Source organism: Nocardioides sp. NBC_00163, assembly GCF_045206295.1.
In the GTDB taxonomy this organism is placed as follows: domain Bacteria; phylum Actinomycetota; class Actinomycetes; order Propionibacteriales; family Nocardioidaceae; genus Nocardioides.
Genome location: NZ_CP108155.1, coordinates 909,924 through 924,953 on the forward strand (window position 1 = coordinate 909,924; position 15,030 = coordinate 924,953).

General features: G+C 68.0%; 14 protein-coding genes. 11 read left to right on the top strand and 3 right to left on the bottom strand.

The genetic code is table 11. From position 1 onward, the window contains the following. Nucleotides 1–4 precede the first annotated feature (4 nt). Both OG801_RS04420 and OG801_RS04425 read left to right on the top strand, forming a co-directional pair. Complete coding sequence (locus OG801_RS04420) at nucleotides 5–1,483, top strand: glycoside hydrolase family 32 protein (RefSeq protein ID WP_406033939.1); 1,479 nt, start codon at nucleotides 5–7, stop codon at nucleotides 1,481–1,483. A gap of 47 nt (nucleotides 1,484–1,530) precedes the next feature. Next, nucleotides 1,531–3,093 carry a glycoside hydrolase family 32 protein gene (locus OG801_RS04425; RefSeq protein ID WP_406033941.1) on the top strand — a complete coding sequence of 521 codons (1,563 nt, stop codon included), beginning with the start codon at nucleotides 1,531–1,533 and terminating at the stop codon, nucleotides 3,091–3,093. 18 nt (nucleotides 3,094–3,111) lie between these two features. Here the strand turns inward: OG801_RS04425 and OG801_RS04430 are convergent, their stop codons facing one another. Next, complete coding sequence (locus OG801_RS04430; protein WP_355021161.1) at nucleotides 3,112–3,783, bottom strand: helix-turn-helix domain-containing protein; 672 nt, start codon at nucleotides 3,781–3,783, stop codon at nucleotides 3,112–3,114. 86 nt (nucleotides 3,784–3,869) lie between these two features. Between OG801_RS04430 and OG801_RS04435 the strand changes: the two genes are divergently transcribed. From OG801_RS04435 to OG801_RS04450, 4 genes are all read left to right on the top strand, one after another. Then, entirely contained in the window at nucleotides 3,870–5,501 is a 1,632-nt protein-coding gene (locus tag OG801_RS04435; protein WP_406033943.1) for an acyl-CoA carboxylase subunit beta, read from the top strand. Next, nucleotides 5,498–5,734: an acyl-CoA carboxylase subunit epsilon gene (locus OG801_RS04440; RefSeq protein WP_406033945.1), complete on the top strand. Its 237-nt coding sequence runs from the start codon at nucleotides 5,498–5,500 to the stop codon at nucleotides 5,732–5,734. Before OG801_RS04435 ends, OG801_RS04440 begins: the two co-directional genes overlap by 4 nt. A gap of 31 nt (nucleotides 5,735–5,765) precedes the next feature. Continuing rightward, nucleotides 5,766–7,514 carry an acetyl/propionyl/methylcrotonyl-CoA carboxylase subunit alpha gene (locus tag OG801_RS04445; protein ID WP_406036252.1) on the top strand — a complete coding sequence of 583 codons (1,749 nt, stop codon included), beginning with the start codon at nucleotides 5,766–5,768 and terminating at the stop codon, nucleotides 7,512–7,514. A gap of 299 nt (nucleotides 7,515–7,813) precedes the next feature. Further along, nucleotides 7,814–8,395, top strand: coding sequence for an adenylate kinase (locus OG801_RS04450; RefSeq protein ID WP_406033947.1), 582 nt, complete (start codon nucleotides 7,814–7,816; stop codon nucleotides 8,393–8,395). A gap of 31 nt (nucleotides 8,396–8,426) precedes the next feature. On the opposite strand, the gene OG801_RS04455 is transcribed toward OG801_RS04450, so the two are convergent. Continuing rightward, on the bottom strand, nucleotides 8,427–9,146 hold the full coding sequence (locus tag OG801_RS04455) for a DUF3152 domain-containing protein (protein WP_406033949.1): 720 nt from the start codon (nucleotides 9,144–9,146) through the stop codon (nucleotides 8,427–8,429). Between the two features lie 308 nt (nucleotides 9,147–9,454). Between OG801_RS04455 and egtB the strand changes: the two genes are divergently transcribed. The 3 genes from egtB to egtD are packed head-to-tail and all read left to right on the top strand — an operon-like array spanning nucleotide 9,455 to nucleotide 12,182. Further along, nucleotides 9,455–10,711: an ergothioneine biosynthesis protein EgtB gene (gene egtB / locus OG801_RS04460; RefSeq protein ID WP_406033951.1), complete on the top strand. Its 1,257-nt coding sequence runs from the start codon at nucleotides 9,455–9,457 to the stop codon at nucleotides 10,709–10,711. After that, on the top strand, nucleotides 10,708–11,178 hold the full coding sequence (locus OG801_RS04465; protein WP_406033953.1) for a hypothetical protein: 471 nt from the start codon (nucleotides 10,708–10,710) through the stop codon (nucleotides 11,176–11,178). The genes egtB and OG801_RS04465 overlap by 4 nt, the downstream gene beginning before the upstream one ends. Next, the gene (egtD, locus tag OG801_RS04470) at nucleotides 11,175–12,182 is read left to right on the top strand and encodes an L-histidine N(alpha)-methyltransferase (protein WP_406033955.1); all 1,008 of its coding nucleotides are present in this window, start codon (nucleotides 11,175–11,177) and stop codon (nucleotides 12,180–12,182) included. Before OG801_RS04465 ends, egtD begins: the two co-directional genes overlap by 4 nt. Nucleotides 12,183–12,222: 40 nt before the next feature. Here the strand turns inward: egtD and OG801_RS04475 are convergent, their stop codons facing one another. Continuing rightward, nucleotides 12,223–12,906: a TetR family transcriptional regulator gene (locus OG801_RS04475; RefSeq protein WP_406033957.1), complete on the bottom strand. Its 684-nt coding sequence runs from the start codon at nucleotides 12,904–12,906 to the stop codon at nucleotides 12,223–12,225. A 69-nt stretch (nucleotides 12,907–12,975) separates the two neighbouring features. On the opposite strand from OG801_RS04475, the gene OG801_RS04480 reads away from it, so the two are divergent. After that, on the top strand, nucleotides 12,976–13,827 hold the full coding sequence (locus tag OG801_RS04480; protein WP_406033959.1) for a 3-hydroxybutyryl-CoA dehydrogenase: 852 nt from the start codon (nucleotides 12,976–12,978) through the stop codon (nucleotides 13,825–13,827). A 29-nt stretch (nucleotides 13,828–13,856) separates the two neighbouring features. After that, nucleotides 13,857–15,020, top strand: coding sequence for an acyl-CoA dehydrogenase family protein (locus OG801_RS04485; RefSeq protein ID WP_406033961.1), 1,164 nt, complete (start codon nucleotides 13,857–13,859; stop codon nucleotides 15,018–15,020). Nucleotides 15,021–15,030 lie beyond the last annotated feature (10 nt).

Genomic DNA, 15,030 nt, shown 5'->3' on the forward strand with positions numbered 1-15,030 from the left:
AGCGATGTCCGACTCGCCCGTCGTGCCCAGGCCGACCTTCCACTTCACCCCGCTACACAACTGGATGAACGACCCCAACGGACTCGTCCACGACCGTGGCCGCTGGCACCTCTTCTACCAGTTCAACCCCGAGGGCCCCGAGTGGGGAAACATGAGCTGGGGCCATGCCACCAGCACCGACCTGCAGCACTGGACCGAGCACCCGGTCGCGCTGCGGTTCCGCGACGGCGAGCAGATCTTCTCGGGGTCGATCGTCTCGACCCCGGCTGCGGGTGGCACCGAGCTGACTGCGTACTACACCAGCGCCTACGCAAACGGCCGTCAGGCCCAATCGCGAGCGACCAGCAGGGACGGCGGCTTCACCTGGGAGCTCGACGCCGACAACCCGGTGCTCGACCGCGGCACGAGTGCCTTCCGGGATCCGAAGGTCATCCGCTATACCGACGAAACGGGCCGGCTTCGCTGGATTCTGCTCGCGGTCGAGGCAGAGGACCGACAGGTGCACTTCTACGCCTCGGACGACCTCCGATCGTGGGAACACGTGAGTGCCTTCGGGCCGCTCGGCCCGAGCGGCGTCGTCTGGGAATGCCCGGATCTCGTCCCGCTGCCGCTCGATGACGATCCCGACGACGTGCGCTGGACGCTGATCCTCAGCACCAACCCGGTCGGCGAGGAACCGGATCGCGAGGGTTCCTCGATGAGCTACGTCGTTGGCCGCTTCGACGGGACCAGGTTCACGGCAGACTCCGCAGAGCTCGTCCGCCTCGACAGCGGCCGCGACCTCTACGCAGGGGTCACCTTCGACAGTGCCCCGCAAGGGGACGCGATCATGGTCGGCTGGATGAGCAACTGGCGTTACGCAGAAGCATTTCCCTCCACACCGTGGAAGGGCGCGATGTCGCTGCCGCGACAGCTCGCTCTGCACACCGTCAGGGGTCGACCTCGGCTCGTCCAGAGGCCTCCCTCGTTCCTTCTCGAGCAACTCACCCGGGCGGCACAGGCCACGGTGGTCGTCGCCGAGCAGCCGGTCGACCTCTCGCTCAGCGGTCACAGCGTGCTCGATCTGCGGTGGGATCCGGACACCACCGGGGCTGTCAGCGTACGACTGCGCGGTGATGCCGACGCGTGCGTCGACCTGGAGCACTCGGGGAGAGCACTCCGGGTCACCCGACGTGGTCCCGCGGCCGAGGCGGTGCATGCCGACTTCCCCTCGACGAGCGTCGCCGAGGTGGGGACCGGGGGTCCGGTCCAGCTGCTTCTCAGCCTCGACGGACCGCTGCTCGAGATCTTCGCGGACCACGGCGAGGCGACCGTCTCGAACCTCGTCCCCCTCGGCCTCGGACCCATCGTCGTAACCGTTGGTACGGAGCGCCCGGGAGCGGTCACGTACATCGCTGTCGACGTCGCGAGCGACGAGTCGATACCCGACTCGGCCGCGACACCACTCCACGCTCCGCAGGATCACCCCGCAACCGCACTGTGACAACAGCCGATCTGCCCGACGCATCGGGCCGAACCGAAGGAGTCATCATGCCCCACCCCATCTCACGACGCAGCCTGCTGCGAGGCGCCGGCGCCGGTTCGCTCGCGTTCTTCGCGGTGCACGCCGGCTCGACCGCCGCACATGCCGCGCAGACGTCACTGCGGGCGGTCTACCACATGACGCCTCCCTCGGGATGGCTGTGCGACCCGCAGCGCCCGGTCACCACCGGCGGCGCTTACCAGCTCTACTACCTGCACTCGCCGCAGAACAACGGCCCCGGCGGCTGGGACCATGCGACGACGACCGACGGTGTCGCCTTCACCCACCACGGCACCGTGATGCCCCTTCAGCCCGACTTCCCGGTGTGGTCCGGGTCGGCCGTCGTCGACACGGCGAACACGGCCGGATACGGCGCCGGAGCTGTCATCGCGCTCGCGACGCAACCCACCGACGGCATCCGCAAGTATCAGGAGCAGTATCTCTACTGGTCGACCGACGGCGGCTTCACCTTCACCCCTCGGCCCGATCCGGTGATCGTCAACACCGACGGCCGCACCGCGACGACACCCGCCGAGATCGAGAACGCCGAGTGGTTCCGGGACCCGAAGATCCATTGGGACGCGGCCCGCGGCGAGTGGGTGTGCGTGATCGGACGGGCACGGTACGCAGCCTTCTACACCTCCTCGAACTTGATCGACTGGCAGCTGAAGCGCAACTTCGACTACCCGAACCACGCCCTCGGCGGCATCGAGTGCCCCGACCTGTTCGAGATGACCGCGAACGACGGCACCCGACACTGGGTGCTCGGCGCCAGCATGGACGCCTACAGCATCGGCCTGCCGATGACGTACGCCTACTGGATGGGCACCTGGAACGGCGAGGAGTTCATCGCCTACGACCTCACCCCGCAGTGGCTCGACTGGGGCTGGGACTGGTACGCCGCCGTCACCTGGCCCGCGGTAGAGGCTCCGGAGACCAAGCGCCTCGCCATCGCCTGGATGAACAACTGGAAGTACGCCGCACGGGACGTGCCGACCGACGCCTCCGACGGCTACAACGGACAGAACTCGATCGTGCGCGAACTTCGCCTCGAGCGGCAATCGGGCGGGTGGTACACCCTGCTCAGCAGCCCCGTGAGCACACTCTCCGACTACGTGACAGCTACCACGACTCTGGGAGACCGCACGGTCAACGGCAGCCTCGTGCTGCCCTGGAGCGGACGGGCCTACGAGCTCGAGCTCGACATCTCCTGGGACACTGCCACCAACGTCGGTGTCTCCGTCGGGCGCTCCGCCGACGGCTCACGACACACGAACATCGGCAAGTACGGGGCCGAGATCTACGTCGATCGAGCCCCCTCCGATCTCGCCGGGTACTCACTGGCGCCCTACACACGAGCGGCCGGGCCGATCGACGCCGCCGCACGATCAGTGCACCTGCGGATCTTCGTCGACACCCAGAGCGTCGAGGTGTTCGTCAACGCCGGCCACACCGTGCTCTCCCAGCAGGTGCACTTCACCGAGGGCGACACCGGCATCTCGCTCTACACCGACGGCGGGCCAGCAGACTTCACCGGCATCACCATCCGCCAGCTCCGGAGCATCGGCTGACTCGATTGCCGTCCTACCTCATTGATCGAGGTTTCGGACAGCAATGCCTTCCAGCGCCCTTTTGACTGCCTTCTCCACGGCGGAGGCTGGAACGCCGGCGGGAACGACGAGCATCCCGATCGATGCGTCGCTCTCGTCGGCGAAGGTGCGGTGGACTGCCGCCAGTGCCTGCTCGATCTCCCGCTGAGGGTCCGTGCACTCCCGCCGGAGCCATCGGCGAAGTACGCGGTTGTGTGCCGCGACGACTGCCGCTGCCGTCATCTCGGCACGGAGCTCCGCTTCTGGCGAGGCGTCGGCCCAGTGACTCAGGTAGCGACGGAAGAGGCGCTGGTAGCGGGCGCCGCTCACCAGCTCACGCTCACGGAGCGCCGGCACGGTGGAGGTCAGCCCATAGCGCTCCCGCGCACGCTCGCCCTCCGCGACGTAGTGGAACAACACGATCTTGACCGCGTCCGTGACGGCGGCAAGGCCGGCGTCTGCGGGCGAGGAACGCAATCGCTCTTCGACCCGGCCGAGAATCTCATCGTGGTCGGGGAAGATCACCGCTTCCTTGGACCCGAAGGAGCGGAAGAAGGTGCTGCGGCTGACGCCGGCCTCGGACGCGATGTCGTCGACAGAGGTGGCTGCGTAGCCCTGGATCCCGAACAGGCGGAACGCCGCATCCGAGATCTCGTCACGCGCTGCTGCCATCACTCTCCTTTTGGATCGTTCCCTGGACATCATGCCGCATGACACTTAGTCTCACTCATTGACACTGAAGTTCACAAGGAGTCCCGTTGAGCGCCGAGCCCACCACCGCACCCGATTCCTCGGGCGCCGAGATCGATCTGCACACGACTGCCGGGAAGCTGGCCGAGCTGGAGCGTCGTCTCGACGAGGCCGTCCATGCTGGTTCCGTCAAGGCGGTGGAGAAGCAGCATGCGAAGGGGCGTCAGACCGCGCGGGAGCGGATCGAGATGCTGCTCGATGAGGGCTCCTTCCAGGAGGTCGATGAGCTGGCGCGGCACCGTTCGGTCGCGTTCGGGCTGGAGAAGAACCGGCCCTTCGGTGATGGGGTGGTCACCGGGTACGGCACCATCGAGGGCCGCCAGGTCTGTGTGTTCTCTCAGGACTTCACCGTCTTCGGTGGCTCGCTGGGTGAGGTCTATGGCGAGAAGATCACCAAGATCATGGATCTGGCGATCAAGACCGGTTCCCCGCTGATCGGGATCAACGAGGGCGCCGGCGCCCGGATCCAGGAAGGCGTCGTGTCCCTGGGGCTGTATGGGGAGATCTTCAAACGCAACGTCCACGCGAGCGGGGTGATCCCGCAGATCAGCCTGATCATGGGCAACTGCGCCGGCGGGCATGTCTACTCCCCCGCGGTCACCGACTTCACCATCATGGTCGACAAGACCTCGGGCATGTTCATCACCGGTCCTGATGTGATCAAGACCGTCACCGGTGAGGACATCACCATGGAGGAGCTCGGCGGCGCCCTGGCCCACAACTCCAAGTCCGGGGTGGCCCACTACATGGGTGCCGACGAGCAAGATGCGATCGACTACGTCAAAGCGCTGCTCTCCTACCTCCCGTCGAACAACATGGAGGAGCCCCCCGCCTTCGAGGAGGCCGCGGATCTGGAGATCTCTGATCTGGACCGGGAGCTGGACACCTTCATCCCCGATGGCGGGAACCAGCCCTACGACATGCACGAGGTGATCTCCCACATTGTTGATGATGAGGAGTTCCTCGAGGTCCAGCCGCTGTGGGCGCCCAACATCCTCATCGGCTATGCCCGGATCGAGGGCCGCCCGGTCGGGATCGTGGCCAACCAGCCGATGCAGTTCGCCGGCTGCCTCGACATCGACGCCTCCGAGAAGGCCGCCCGGTTCGTGCGGACCTGCGACGCCTTCAACGTGCCGGTGATCACCTTCGTCGACGTCCCCGGGTTCTTGCCCGGCACCGACCAAGAACACAACGGCATCATCCGCCGCGGCGCCAAGCTGATCTACGCCTACGCCGAGGCCACCGTCCCGCTGGTCACCATCATCACCCGCAAGGCCTACGGCGGCGCCTATGACGTGATGGGCTCCAAACACCTCGGCGCCGACATCAACCTGGCCTGGCCCACCGCCCAGATCGCGGTCATGGGCGCCCAAGGCGCCGCCAACATCATCCACCGCCGCACCCTGGCCGACCTGGAAGCCTCCGGCGCCAGCACCGACGAGGTCGAAGCCAAACGCGCCCAGCTGATCGATGAGTACGAGACCACCCTGGCCAACCCCTACATCGCCGCCGAACGCGGCTACATCGACGCGGTCATCCCACCCCACGAGACCCGCGCCGAGGTCACCCGCGCGCTGCGTCTGCTGCGCACCAAACGCGAGACCCTGCCCGCCAAGAAGCACGGGAACATCCCGCTGTGACCACGCCCGAAGACCCGACGAACGAGCCGACAGCCGAGCAGAAGCCTCTGCTCAAGGTCATCGACCACAACGCCACCCCCGAAGAGGTCGCCGCGATCGTGGCCGTCTTCGCGGCCCTCGGCTCAGCCGAGCCCCCGAAGAAGAAGCCACGCTCCCTGTGGGCCACCCCGCAGCTGCGTACCCCGCTCCACCCCGGCCCCGGCGCCTGGCGCGCCAGCGCTCTTCCGAACTGAACGTCGTAGAAAGCAGAACACCGTGCCTGAACTGACAAAGGTCCTGATCGCCAACCGTGGTGAGATCGCTGTTCGAGTGATCCGTGCGTGCAAGGACGCCGGGATCGGCTCGGTCGCGATCTATGCGGACCCCGACCGTGACGCGCTGTTCGTGCGGCTGGCCGATGAGTCCTACTCCCTCGGTGGAGCGACCCCCGCGGAGTCGTACCTCTCCATCGAGAAGATCCTCGACGTCGCCCGCCAGTCGGGTGCGGACTCGGTCCACCCCGGCTACGGGTTCCTGGCCGAGAACGCCGACTTCGCCACCGCGGTGATCGAGGCCGGGCTGACCTGGATCGGGCCCTCGCCCGAGGCGATCGACGCCCTGGGGGACAAGGCCAAGGCCAAGCAGATCGCGTTGAAGGCCGGTGCGCCGTTGGCGCCGGGTCTCAAGGACCCGGTCAAGGACGCCACCGAGATCGTCTCCTTCGCGAAGGAGTACGGCCTCCCGGTCGCGATCAAGGCCGTCTTCGGTGGCGGCGGCCGCGGCCTGAAGGTCGCCCGCACCCTGGAGGAGATCCCCGACCTCTACGAATCCGCGGTCCGTGAGGCCGTCGGCGCGTTCGGTCGGGGTGAGTGTCTGGTGGAGAAGTTCCTCGACAAGCCCCGCCACGTCGAGACCCAGTGCCTGGCCGACACCCACGGCAACGTGGTCGTGGTCTCCACGCGGGACTGCTCGCTGCAGCGCCGCCACCAGAAACTGGTCGAGGAAGCCCCCGCACCGTTCCTGTCCGAGGAGCAGAACAAACGCCTCTATGAGTCCTCCAAGGCCATCCTGCGTGAGGCCGGCTACGTCGGCGCCGGGACCTGTGAGTTCCTGGTCGCCGCCGATGGCACCATCTCCTTCCTCGAGGTCAACACCCGCCTCCAGGTCGAACACTGCGTCTCCGAGGAAGTCACCGGCATCGACCTCGTGCGTGAGATGTTCCGCATCGCCGCCGGCGAAGAACTCGGCTATGACGACCCCGAGGTCCGCGGCCACTCCATCGAGTTCCGCATCAACGCCGAAGACGGCGGCAACAACTTCATGCCAGCCCCCGGCACCCTCACCCAATGGGCACCCCCGGCCGGGCCGGGTGTGCGTCTGGACGGGGGCTATGAGAAGGGCGAGACCATCCCCGGCGCCTTCGACTCGCTGATCGCCAAGCTGATCGTCTCCGGCCGCGACCGCACCCAAGCCCTGGAACGCTCACGGCGTGCCCTGGCCGAGTTCCAGGTCGACGGGATGCCGACCGTGATCCCGTTCCACCAGGCCGTGGTCACCGACCCCGCCTACACCGCCGCCAACGGGTCCTTCGAGGTCTACACCACCTGGATCGAGACCGACTTCGACAACCAGATCACCCCCTACACCGGTGCTGTCGGTGAACCCGCCGAGGACGGCGAGCGACAGACCGTCGTGGTCGAGGTCGGCGGCAAACGCCTCTCGGTCACGCTGCCCGCCGGACTCGGCGGCCTCGCCGCCGGCGGCGGCACCGCGGCGAAGAAGCCCAAGCGGTCCGCGAAGAAGGCCGGCGCAGCCGCCTCCGGTGACTCGGTCACCTCGCCGATGCAGGGCACCATCGTCAAGATCGCCGTCGAAGAAGGCCAAGAAGTCACCGAGGGCGACGTCGTCGTGGTCATCGAGGCCATGAAGATGGAACAACCCCTCAAGGCCCACAAGACCGGCGTCGTCACCGGCCTCAACGCCACCGTGGGCGAGACCGTCGCCAACGGCGCGGTCATCGCCGAGATCAAGTAGCTGAAGGGATCCGTGATGACACCAGCGCCGGCAACTCTCCCCAGGCCTCAGTCACGTGGCACCGTGGGCATGCAGTGGCTCGCGACGGCGCCTCAGACACAGCCGCGGCACTCTCGCCACCGACTGCCATGGGGAACGGTCCACATCCGACGGAACGGCTCCCAACGAACGGCCTGCGGAGAACCGACAGCACTCTGGTACACCTTCTGGGAGCTCCCCGTCGACATGACGTCTCCCGAGACGTGCCGCGCCTGCGCGCAACGTGCCGCAGGCGATCACAGGATCATGGGAGACGTCTGATGCGGATCATCATCATGGGCCCGCCCGGCGCGGGTAAGGGCACCCAGGCCAAGCACCTCGCCCAGCACTTCGGCATCCCGGCCATCTCCACCGGCGACATCTTCCGCGCCAACGTATCGCTGGCCACTCCACTCGGCCTGGAGGCCAAGCGCTACCTGGACGCCGGCGAGTACGTCCCGGACGAGGTCACCAACAACATGGTTCGCGACCGGATCGCTGAGCCCGACGCGGCCAACGGCTTCCTTCTCGACGGCTATCCCCGCACGCTTGCACAGGTCGAGGAGCTCGACGGGATGATCAGCCCCACCGGCCACGACCTCGACGTCGTCATCAGCCTCGTCGTCGACGAGGACGAGGTGGTCGAGCGGCTGCTGCAGCGTGCCCAGGTCGAGGGCCGCGCCGATGACACCGAGGACATCATCCGCCGTCGTCAGGAGATCTACCTCGAGCAGACGGCGCCGCTCATCGATGCCTATCGCAGCCGGGGCCTCATCGTCGAGGTCGATGGCCTCGGCGAGGTCGATGAGGTCACCAAGCGGATCCTCAGCGCCTGCGATTCATCCGCGGACGCCATCTGCTGAGACGCGAACTGCGGCCGGGAGCTCGTGCAGCTCAGCGCCCAGCGAGATCCGCGCGGGCCGGCCACGGATTGGCGGCGCAGCCGTCCAGCCCCTTGGTCTGTTGCAGCATCACCGGGGCGGGCGCGGCGTTGCCCGGGCACTTCACGTGCGGGTAGCCGAGGGCGTGACCGGTCTCATGGTTGACCACGTACCGCCGGTAGTCCGCCAGGTTGTCTGCGTAGCTGTCGGCGCCGAAGTGCCACCGCCAGGCATTGAGTACGACATCGCTGCCGTTGCGGCACGACAGTCGGCCATCGGTGTCGAGCGGCGCACACAGTGTGTCGGTGGTCTCGGGTGTGGCGAGAACGATCCGTAGGTCGGCGTGACCGTCGACGCGTACGAGCCGGTGCTTGGCCGCCCACCCGCGGTTGTCGGCGAGTGTGGTCTGGATGAAGCGTGCGACCTCGTCGGTCGCGTAGGGCAGTCCCTCTTCCACCTCGACCCGGTACGTCGTCGCGTTCTCGATCGGGCTGGATGGGGCGGCGGCGATGTCGAATCTGCCCGGCCCGCGCTCGGGTATCGACACGGACGATGCGGGCGGTTCGCTCGGTCGGGCCACGGGCCCCTCGGCCGCGGCGACCTCGCCGTTGGGCCCCTTGGTCCTTGGTTTCGGAGACACAGTGGGCGAGGCGGCATCCGATGCGACCGCGACACGCACGGTGCTTTCGGCGGGATCACCGTCCCGCGCCACCGAGACCATCGGGACGGCCACGGCCGTTCCCGTGAGGAGGACGGCGAGAACGGCGAAGACGCCTGTCCTACGTCTTCGACCTTTGCGGCGAGGTGCAACTCGGTGCTTACTCATCGTCTCGCCGCGACGAGGCAAAGCGTGCGCCGCGTGTCCACGTCGCCGTCCGAAGCTCCTGCACGACTCAGATTCTAGGTGCCCCGACTGCACACCGGGGCCGGTATCGACCCGGTCGCGGCACCCGCTAAAAGCGTGTGGCGAGGGTTGGGCGACCAGGCAGAGTAGTTCGTAGCACTTGGCGTACTCGACCTTCCACCGTCAGGAGACGTGAGATGGACACGACCACCGCGATCGCCCGCTTCGACGAAGTCCGGGCCGACACCGAACGCCTCGCAGCACCGCTCTCCCCCGAGGACCAGACGGTCCAGTCGATGCCCGACGTCTCGCCGACCAAATGGCATCGCGCGCATGTGACCTGGTTCTTCGAGACCTTCGTGCTGGCCGAGAACGAGCCCAATTTCACACCGTTCCAGGACAAGTACTGGTTCCTCTTCAACAGCTACTACGAGCAGGTCGGGCCGCGGTACTCGAGGCCGATGCGTGGCGTGATCAGCCGCCCCGGCGCGTACGAGGTCGGCGACTACCGGCGCAACGTAGACGACCGGGTCAGGGACCTGCTCGACCGTGTGGACGAGGGCACCTTCGCCAAGCTCGCTCCGACCATCGAGCTCGGCTTCCACCACGAGCAGCAGCACCAGGAGCTGCTGCTGATGGACATCAAGCACGTGCTGTCGCTCAACCCGCTGCAGCCGACGTACGCCGGGCGTCCGGTCGCGGGCGACGGGGTCGACCGACTCGGCTGGGTCGATCTCGACGGCGGCCTGGTCGAGATCGGCTCCGAGGGTGGTGGGTTCTGCTTCGACAACGAGCTGCCACGGCATCAGCAGTGGTTGGAGCCGTACCGGCTCGCCGATCGGTTGATCACCAATGGCGAATGGCTGGAGTTCATGGCCGACGGTGGCTACCGGCGTCCCGAGCTGTGGCTCTCGGACGGGTGGGCGCGGGTCAACGCCGAGGGCTGGGACGCGCCCTTCTACTGGCGCGAGCTCGACGGGGAGTGGTTCGAGCACACCCTGCACGGCACCTCACCGCTCGACCCAGGGCTGCCGGTCTGCCACCTGAGCCACTACGAGGCCGACGCGTACGCCACCTGGGCCGGCAAGCGCCTCCCGACCGAGGCCGAGTGGGAGCACGCCGCCCGGACGTACGAGGTGGCCGGCAACCTCGCCGACCGGGACAGCTTCCACCCGCGCGCGGCCGGCCCCTCGACCGGCGGTCTGCGACAGCTCTTCGGGGACTGCTGGGAGTGGACCTCCTCGGCCTACCTGCCCTACCCAGGCTTCCACCCCGCCGCCGGCGCGATCGGCGAGTACAACGGAAAGTTCATGTCGAGCCAGATGGTGCTCCGCGGCGGCTGCGCGCTCACCCCGCCGGGACACACCCGAGCTTCGTACCGCAACTTCTTCCCGCCTGGTGCGCGCTGGCCGGTCACCGGCCTCCGGCTCGCCGACGACGGGCGTCGTGCGTGACCTGGTCGGCTGCCGTCACCTGTGCCCATCGCGGCATCCTCGGACAGTGCCAGACGCAAATCGACTGGGCCTGTGATCACGACTACTGCCCCGCTCCGCTGCGGCTCGGTCCATGGACCGCCGCGGTCAGCGGCACCATCGACGACTCGTGGACGCTCATCCTCGACAGGGCGCAGCAGGAGCGTCTGCCGGTCGGCTCCGCCGTGGTCCAGCTCGCCAACGAGCTGGAGGTCGGCGGCTTCTCGGTTCTCCTCAGCGACGGGGAGGACCTCGCCCTGCTGACCGGCGACGAGGGCAGCCACCTCGTCGAGCCGGCGTCCTGGGAGTACGTCGTCAGCAACCGTCCGCTCTCAGGAGCTCCGTCCACCTCGATCCCGCCGCGCACCATCGGCGTCCTCAGCCCGTGCGGGCCCACCTGGTGGCGGCTCGACCAACCACTTCACAACCCGAAGGAGAACCTCGCGTGACCCTCGACAGCAACGGCCAGACCAGCACCAGCACACCAGCCGGGGGCAGGCTCACCACCCTGTTGACCGCCGAGGACCTGCGCCAGAGCCTCGCGGAGGACGCGCGCACCGGCTTGAGCGCGGCGCCGAAGTGGCTCCCACCGAAGTACTTCTACGACGAGCGTGGCTCGGAGCTGTTCGAGGAGATCACCCGGCTACCGGAGTACTACCCGACCCGCACCGAACGGGCGCTCCTGACCGAACATGCGCGGGAGATCGCCGAGGCCTCCGACGCCGAGGTGCTTCTCGAGCTCGGGTCCGGCTCCTCGGAGAAGACCCGGCTCCTGCTCGACGCGCTGACCCAGACCGGTCGGCTGACGACGTACGTCCCCGTCGATGTCAGCGCCAGCGCGCTCACCCAGGCGATGGACGCGCTCGCCGAGGAGCGGCCGGGGCTCGCACTGCACGGTGTCGTCGCCGACTTCGACCAGCATCTCGGGCAGCTGCCGACCCCGGGACGTCGGCTGATCGCACTGCTCGGCAGCACCCTGGGCAACTACGACCGCCCCGGCCGAGAGCGGTTCCTGGGATCGGTCGCAGCCGCCATGCAGCCCGGCGAAGGTCTGCTGCTCGGGCTGGACCTGGTCAAGGACCCCGGACGGCTGGTCGCCGCCTACGACGATTCCGCCGGCGTGACCGCCGAGTTCAACCTCAACGCGCTGCGCGTTCTCAACCAGAGCCTTGGCGCCGACTTCGACCTCGACGGGTTCCGGCACCTGGCGCATTGGAACACCGACGAGGAACGGATCGAGATGCGCCTCGTCGCACAGGAGTCCACCCGCGTGGAGCTGCGCGAGCTCGACCTCGACATCAAGTTCGACGAAGGCGAAGAGCTCCTCACCGAGCTGTCCTGCAAGTTCCGCCGAAGCATCGCCGCACTCGAGCTCGCCGCGGCGGGCTTCCGCGACCTTCGCTGGTGGACCGATCCGGAGGAGGCGTACGCGCTCGTGCTGGCCAGGCGTTGAGTCGAGGGGTCCGGCGGAGAGCTCTGCCGGACCCTTCGACTCAGCTCAGGGGCGCTTCGTTGGCGAGCAGCGGCTGCAGCTGGGCCTGGATGGCGGCGGGCGTGGCCGAGGTGCGTAGAACGACCACGGCGGTGGACGGCTCGAGCCCTGAGGGCTGATAGCGCTCGAGGGCGACCCGCATCGCCTGGTCGAACTCGCTCTCGGGGTCGGAGGTCTGGTCCCTGAGCCAGCGCCGGAGGACGTAGTTGTGCGCGGTCACGAGGTCGGCGGCCAGGAGATCGGCGCGCAGATGCCCGTCGGGCAGGTGGGACATCCACTCCCGGAGCCAGCGCGCGAACAGCCGCTGGTACTGCTGGATGCCACCCGTCTCCCGGGCACGAAGGGCCGGCACCGAGCCGACCAGGCGGTAGCGCGCTCGCGCCAGCTCCCCCTCGTCCAGGTAGTGACGCAGCACGACCCGGGTGGCCTCACTCAACGCGAGCGCTCGCGTTGCCGGGGTCGCGGCGGCCAGACGCTGGTCGATGCGATCGAGCAGCAGGTCGTGCTCGGGGAAGATCACGTCGTCCTTGGACCCGAACGCGCGGAAGAAGGTCGTACGCCCCACGCCGGCGCGACGCGCGATGTCCTCGGCGGTGGTCGCGTCAAAGCCGCGCTCCTCGAACAGTTCGTACGCCGCGGCGACCAGGCGATCCTTCGTCGTCGCTGATCGAGGCTTCTCGCTCATGATCTGAACCTACTTGTTGGTACGCCGTTCCGTCTATAAGGTACGGCGTACCAACAAAGGAGGCTGCACATGAACGGGTTCAACCGCGTCGGCGTCGTCGGCGCCGGACTGATGGGTGCCGGCATCGCCGAGGTCGCCGCACGCGCCGGCAAGGCCGTCGTCCTCATCGATGCCAACCCCGCGGCTGCCGAGGCCGGCCTCGACCGGCTCCGAGCCTCCCTCGAACGGGCCGAGCAGCGCGGGAAGATCAGCGACGCCGCCGAGGTGCTGGAGCGCATCACCGTCAGCAGCGACCTGGAAGCACTCGCCGACCGCGACCTGGTCATCGAGGCGATCGTCGAGGACGAAGCCGCCAAGACGGCGCTGTTCACCCGGCTCGACGCCATCGTCACCGACCCCGAGGCCGTACTGGCCTCCAACACCTCGTCCATCCCGATCATGAAGCTCGCGGTCGCCACCGAGCGCCCCGCGCAGGTGATCGGGCTGCACTTCTTCAACCCGGTCCCCGTGCTCTCCCTGGTGGAGCTCGTGCCCAGCCTGCTGACCGCGCCGAGCACCACCGACCGCGTGCGTACGTTCGTCGAGAACGACCTCGGCAAGCACCCCATCGACTCCCAGGACCGGGCGGGCTTCGTGGTCAACGCGCTGCTGATCCCGTTCGTGCTCTCCGCGATCCGGATGCTGGAGTCCGGGTTCGCGACCGCCGAGGACATCGACCAGGGCCTCGTACGCGGCGCGGCCCACCCCCAAGGACCGCTGGCGCTCGCGGACCTGATCGGGCTGGACACGACCAAGGCCGTGGCCGAGTCGCTCTACGAGGAGTTCAAGGAGCCGCTCTACGCCCCGCCGCCGCTTCTCGCGCGCATGGTCGACGCCGGTCTGCTCGGCCGCAAGACCGGCCGCGGCTTCTACCACTACTGACCCATCGACACCTCTAGCCAGGAGGCATCATGACCGACGACTTTCCCTACCTCGAGCTCGCCGACCACCACCTCGACCTGCGCGAGGCCGTGCGCGCGATCGCGGCGAACAAGATCGCTCCGTACGCCGCAGAGGTCGACGCAGCCGCCAGGTTCCCGACCGAGGCCTACGACGCGCTCGTCGCCTCCGGGCTGCACGCGGCCCACGTGCCCGAGGAGTACGGCGGCGAGGGCGCCGATGCCCTGGCGACCTGCATCATCATCGAGGAGATCGCCCGCGTGTGCGCCTCCTCCTCCCTGATCCCCGCGGTCAACAAGCTCGGCAGCCTCCCGCTCATCCTGGCCGGCTCCGAGGGCCTCAACCAGCGCTACCTCCCGCCGCTCGCCGCAGGCACCTCGACGTTCTCCTACGCCCTCTCCGAGCGCGAGGCCGGCTCCGACACCGCCTCCATGAAGACCCGCGCCGTCCTCGACGGCGACCACTGGGTGCTGAGCGGCCAGAAGTCGTGGATCAGCAACGCCGGCATCTCCGACTACTACACGGTCCTCGCCGTCACCGATCCTGGCGGCCGGCGCGGATCCAACGTGAGCGCCTTCGTCGTGGAGAAGAGCGACGAGGGGTTCACCATCGGCGCCCCCGAGAAGAAGCTGGGCATCAAGGGCTCCCCCACCTGCGAGCTGATGTTCGACGCCGTCTACCTGCCCGGCGATCGCATCATCGGTGAACCCGGAACCGGCCTCCAGCTCGCCCTCCGCACCTTGGACCACACCCGCATCACCATCGCCGCCCAGGCCGTCGGCATCGCCCAGGGCGCCCTCGACCACGCCCTGGCGTACGTCCAGGAACGCCAGCAGTTCGGCAAGCACATCGCCGACTTCCAGGGGATCCAGTTCATGCTCGCCGACATGGCCATGAAGCTCGAGGCCGCCCGCCAGCTCGTCTACATCGCCGCCGCCAAGTCCCAACGGCACGCCGGCGACCTGGCCTTCTTCGGGGCAGCCGCCAAGTGCTTCGCCAGCGACACTGCCATGGACATCACCGTCGACGCCGTCCAGCTCCTCGGTGGCGCCGGCTACACCCAGGACTTCCCCCTCGAACGCATGATGCGCGACGCCAAGATCACCCAGATCTACGAAGGCACCAACCAGATCCAGCGTCTCGTGATGGCACGCCAGCTGCTCGGGAAGCGGTAGCCGCGCGCCG

Excerpts from the sequence above, each read along its gene's own strand:
- OG801_RS04420 (WP_406033939.1), top strand. The coding sequence starts at position 5 with ATGTCCGACTCGCCCGTCGTGCCCAGGCCGACCTTCCACTTCACCCCG.
- OG801_RS04425 (WP_406033941.1), top strand. The coding sequence starts at position 1,531 with ATGCCCCACCCCATCTCACGACGCAGCCTGCTGCGAGGCGCCGGCGCC.
- OG801_RS04430 (WP_355021161.1), bottom strand. The coding sequence starts at position 3,783 with ATGGCAGCAGCGCGTGACGAGATCTCGGATGCGGCGTTCCGCCTGTTC.
- OG801_RS04450 (WP_406033947.1), top strand. The coding sequence starts at position 7,814 with ATGCGGATCATCATCATGGGCCCGCCCGGCGCGGGTAAGGGCACCCAG.
- egtB (WP_406033951.1), top strand. The coding sequence starts at position 9,455 with ATGGACACGACCACCGCGATCGCCCGCTTCGACGAAGTCCGGGCCGAC.
- OG801_RS04475 (WP_406033957.1), bottom strand. The coding sequence starts at position 12,906 with ATGAGCGAGAAGCCTCGATCAGCGACGACGAAGGATCGCCTGGTCGCC.
- OG801_RS04480 (WP_406033959.1), top strand. The coding sequence starts at position 12,976 with ATGAACGGGTTCAACCGCGTCGGCGTCGTCGGCGCCGGACTGATGGGT.
- OG801_RS04485 (WP_406033961.1), top strand. The coding sequence starts at position 13,857 with ATGACCGACGACTTTCCCTACCTCGAGCTCGCCGACCACCACCTCGAC.